A 4,219-nucleotide genomic window follows, 5' to 3' on the forward strand; every position below is an offset into this window, starting at 1 on the left:
CTCGGCCGGCTGTGGGGCGGCGGCGTCCCCGAGGCCGCGCTCACCGCCGCCGAGACTGCTGAGGGCGTCCGCACGGGGGTGCGACGGCATGCGCCCCGGGCCGTCGTGCTCGGGGTGGTCGCCGCCGCGGCCGGGCTGGACGCCGCGCAGACCGCCGCCCTCGTCGGCTACGACGACGTGCAGACCGTGCTGGCCGCCTGCCTCAAGCTCGAGCCGATGGACCCGGTGACCGTCACCGGCTGGGCGCTGGACGCGTTCGACGAGGTCGCGGCCCTGGCCGACGAGCTCGCGGGGCTCACCGACCCGCACGACATCCCTGCGGCCGGTGCGCCGCAGGTGGACCGGTGGGCGCAGGCCCACGACCGAACGACAGAGAGGCTGTTCCGTGCCTGAGACCACCCGTTCCCTGCGCCTGGGCGTCGCCGGCCCCGTCGGCACCGGCAAGAGCTCCCTCATCGCGCTCATCTGCGCGGCGCTGTCCGACACCCTGTCCCTCGGTGTCATCACCAACGACATCTACACCGACGAGGACGCGCGCTTCCTGCGTGCCGCCGGGGTGCTCGCCCCGGAGCGGATCCGTGCGGTCGAGACCGGCGCGTGCCCGCACACGGCCATCCGGGACGACATCACCCCGAACCTGCTCGCGGTGGAGGACCTGGAGGCCGACTTCGCGCCGCTCGACCTCGTGCTCGTCGAGTCCGGCGGGGACAACCTCACCGCGACGTTCTCACCGGCCCTCGTCGACGCCCAGATCTTCGTGCTCGACGTGGCCGGGGGTGGCGACGTGGCGCGCAAGGGCGGTCCGGGCATCGCGCGTGCCGATCTGCTCGTCGTCAACAAGACCGACCTGGCGCCGCACGTCGGTGTCGACGTCGAGCAGATGGTGCTCGACGCGCGCGCCGCGCGTCACGGACGTCCCGTGCTCGCGCTCTCCCGGCACGACCCGGTGCAGGTGGCGCAGCTGCGCGCCTGGGTGCTGGAGACCGTGGCCCGGTTCCGCTCGGGTGAGCTCGTGCCGCAGGACCCGGGGCCGATGGCGCCGCACTCGCATGCCGGCCCGGACGGGGTCGTCGTGCACACGCATGCGGGCTCGACGACGCCGCACGCCCACGACCACCCCGTCGGATGAGCAGGTCCGAGACGGTGGTCGAGGCCCTGCTGGCGGACGGCAGGGTGCGGCTCGACCTGGTGCCCGGGCCGTGGAGCCCGCGCCTGCTCCAGGTGCGTGGCGGCGCGGTCCGGGTGGCCCTCGTCGCGACCGGGGCGCTGCTGCTCGGCGGTGACGACGTCGCGCTGCGGGTGCGGGTCGGGCGGGGTGTCGAGCTCGAGCTGGTCGAGGTGTCGGGCACCGTCGCCTACGACGGGCGGGGTCGCGGCGCCCGCTGGTCCGCGCAGCTCGACGTCGACGGGGTGCTCGTGTGGGACGCGCTGCCGTTCGTCGTCGCCGACGGCGCCGACCTGGACCGGCGCACCCGGGTGCGGCTCGGGGCCGGGGCGTGCGCCTGCCTGCGCGACACGCTCGTGCTGGGGCGCAGCGGCGAAGCGGGGGTGGGCGTCGTGCGCCAGGACCTGCGGGTCGACGGGGTGGACGGGCCGGTGCTCGTCGAGCAGCTCCGGGTCGACGGCAGCCACGCGCTGCCCGGGGTGCTCGGTCCGCACCGGGTGGTGGACCAGGTGCTGCTCGCCGGTGCGCGCCCACCGCACGCGGGCCCCGGCCTCGGCGGCCCGGACGACGGCCCGGCGACCGTGCTGGACCTGGACCGCCCGGGTGCCCTGGTCCGCGCGCTGGGCGCCGACGCCCACACGGTCGACCTCGGCGCGTGGGCGACCGGGTGGGCCGAGGTGGCCCGTGCCGCGGGGCGCGCGTCGGGGGTCATCGACCCTGCTGCGTCGAGCGGGCCGGTGCCCGCCGCGGCCGGTCAGCCGGCGACGTGCGCCGTGGCCGCCTCGTAGAGCCAGGCGAGCTGCTCACCGTTGGCCAGCACATGGGCGCGCATGGCCTCGCGCGCCCGGGTGGCGTCCCGCGCGACGAGCGCCTCGACCACGGCGTCGTGCTCGGCGACCGACTGCTCGTGCTGACGGTCCTGGCCGGGCAGCGCGACCGAGGCCACGTACTGCGGGAAGCTCTGCTCGATGTGCGCCGCGACGGTGGCCACCCAGGGGTTGCCGCCCAACGTGATGATCGTCGAGTGGAACAGGTCGTTGGCGGTGCGCCGCTCGGTCATCCCGTGCGCGTCGACGCTGTGCACGTGCGAGCGGAGCACGTCGTTGCTCTCGCGCAGCACCGCCAGCTCGCGCTCGCCGATCCGGTCGGCCGCGTGCGCGCAGGCCAGCGCCTCGACCTCGGCCCGCACCTCGTAGGCGTGCCGCACCTCCCACGGGGAGGGGATGCGCACGACGGCGCCGCGGTTGGGCACGACGTCGACCAGGCCGCTCGCCTGCAGCTGGCGCAGCGCCTCGCGGATGGGGGTGCGGGAGACCTCGAACTCGGCGGCGAGCTCGGCCTGGCGCAGCTGGCTGCCGGCGGGGATCGCCCCGGTGAGGATGCGCTCCCGGACCGCGTCGGCCAGCCGGTCGACCAGTCCCTCGCTCGGCGGTGCGGTGGTCATCGTCGTCCCGTCCGTCCGGTAGGTGCCATGGCGTGATCAGGGGGGAGGGTAGCGGCCGGCGCCGGTCGGTGCCCCTCGTGGTGGACGTGTCGGTCCGGCCCGCTCACCAGGCCCTCCTGGTGGAGCCGGGCAGCAGCTCGCCGACCTGGACCCGCTGCGCGCGGCCCGCCGCGAGGTACGGCGCGCCGTGGATCCCGGGCGCGTCCTGCTCGACGAGCTGCACGGGGCTGGGGGTGCCGTCGGGCAGGTGCACGTAGCCGTGCGCCTGGGGGCAGTGGTCGGCGAGCAGCTCGCGGCAGACCCCGCACGGCGCGACGATGCGCAGCAGGGCGCCGTCGGGGGTGGGGCGGTGCAGCACGGCGAGCACGGTGTCGACGAGCTCGTCGAGCGGGGCGCCGGGGTGACGGTCCTGCTGGCCGACGAGCACGGCGCCGAGGGCGACACCCTCGGCGCACACCGAGGAGCGGCCGGCCGTGCCCTGCAGGTGCAGCCCGGTGACGATGCTGCCGTCGGTGCACCGCACGGCCGCGGCCACCTCGTGCCGGCCGGTGCGGTACGAGGTCGTCAGCACGGCGACCGCCGCGTCCCACAGGGGGCGGTCGACGTCGGTGAGACCTTTTGGATACAAAACCATTCCGATAGGATCCCATCGGAAGGTCGTCGTCACAAGAGCGGGAGGTGCCATGGTGCACCCGGACCTGGTGCTCGTCGGTGCGACCCTGGTCGACGGTACCGGGTCGCCGCCGCAGCGCGACGTGTCCGTGCTCGTCCGGGACGGCCGGATCGCCCAGGTCGCGGCCGCGGGGCAGGGGCGGCCGGCCGTCGTGCCCGGCCCGGACGCCGTCGTGCTCGACCTGACCGGGACAACCCTGCTGCCGGGGCTCGTGGACGTCCATGTGCACGTCACCACGATCCCCGGCCGTCCCCCGTTCGACCTGGTCACCGAGCACCCGACCGCCCGGGTGCTGCGGGCCGTCCCGGTGCTGCGGGCGATGCTGCACGCGGGCGTCACCACCGTGCGTGACCTGTCCGGGGCCGACGAGGCGATGCGGGCGTGCGTGCACGAGGGCGTCGTCGAGGGCCCGGACCTGCAGCTCGCGCTGCGCATCCTCTCGGTGACCGGGGGGCACGGCGACTGGCGCTCCCTCACCGGGGTCGACCTCACCGGAGGCTCGGGCGGCGGCGTCGTCGCGGACGGCCCGCAGGAGTTCGTCCGGGCTGTGCGCGAGGTCGCCCGCGAAGGTGGGCACTGGGTCAAGGTCGCCGCCTCCGGGGGTGTCGGCAGCCCGCGCTCCGACCCCGACCAGGGCGGGCTGAGCCCGGCCGAGCTCACCGCCGTCGTGCAGGAGGCGCAGCGTCAGGGGCTCGTGGGTGTCGCCGCGCACGCCCAGGGCACGGGTTCGATCCGGGACGCCGTGCGCGCCGGGGTGCGCAGCATCGAGCACGGCTACGCCGCCGACGCCGCCACTGTCCGCGAGATGGCCGACCGGGGGACCTGGTTGGTCCCCACCCTCACGACGCTCCTGCGCACCGTGCCGGACGACCCGCAGCGACCCTGGGTCGGGCAGCGGCGACGGGACTGGCAGGCGCGCGCCCGCGACCTGGTCGGG

General features: G+C 76.0%; 6 protein-coding genes. 4 read left to right on the forward strand and 2 right to left on the reverse strand.

The annotated features are described in order from the left end of the window. The 3 genes from F2B26_RS14780 to F2B26_RS14790 form a co-directional block, all read left to right on the forward strand. On the forward strand, positions 1–393 hold a 393-nt coding region (locus F2B26_RS14780), incomplete at its 5' end, for an urease accessory UreF family protein (protein WP_328698691.1). Further along, the gene (gene ureG, locus F2B26_RS14785; protein ID WP_159810661.1) at positions 386–1,129 is read left to right on the forward strand and encodes an urease accessory protein UreG; all 744 of its coding nucleotides are present in this window, start codon (positions 386–388) and stop codon (positions 1,127–1,129) included. The genes F2B26_RS14780 and ureG, both read left to right, overlap by 8 nt. After that, on the forward strand, positions 1,126–1,953 hold the full coding sequence (locus F2B26_RS14790; protein WP_159810663.1) for an urease accessory protein UreD: 828 nt from the start codon (positions 1,126–1,128) through the stop codon (positions 1,951–1,953). The genes ureG and F2B26_RS14790 overlap by 4 nt, the downstream gene beginning before the upstream one ends. Here the strand turns inward: F2B26_RS14790 and F2B26_RS14795 are convergent. Both F2B26_RS14795 and F2B26_RS14800 read right to left on the reverse strand, forming a co-directional pair. After that, entirely contained in the window at positions 1,920–2,609 is a 690-nt protein-coding gene (locus tag F2B26_RS14795; protein WP_159810665.1) for a GntR family transcriptional regulator, read from the reverse strand. The genes F2B26_RS14790 and F2B26_RS14795 overlap by 34 nt on opposite strands. Before the next feature lie 103 nt (positions 2,610–2,712). Continuing rightward, positions 2,713–3,243 carry a cytidine/deoxycytidylate deaminase family protein gene (locus tag F2B26_RS14800; RefSeq protein WP_159810667.1) on the reverse strand — a complete coding sequence of 177 codons (531 nt, stop codon included), beginning with the start codon at positions 3,241–3,243 and terminating at the stop codon, positions 2,713–2,715. A 49-nt stretch (positions 3,244–3,292) separates the two neighbouring features. Between F2B26_RS14800 and F2B26_RS14805 the strand changes: the two genes are divergently transcribed. Then, the coding region (locus tag F2B26_RS14805) for an amidohydrolase family protein (protein ID WP_159810669.1) at positions 3,293–4,219 on the forward strand (927 nt) is incomplete at its 3' end.

It is taken from the genome of Cellulomonas citrea (assembly GCF_009829685.1).
Lineage (GTDB): Bacteria > Actinomycetota > Actinomycetes > Actinomycetales > Cellulomonadaceae > Cellulomonas > Cellulomonas citrea.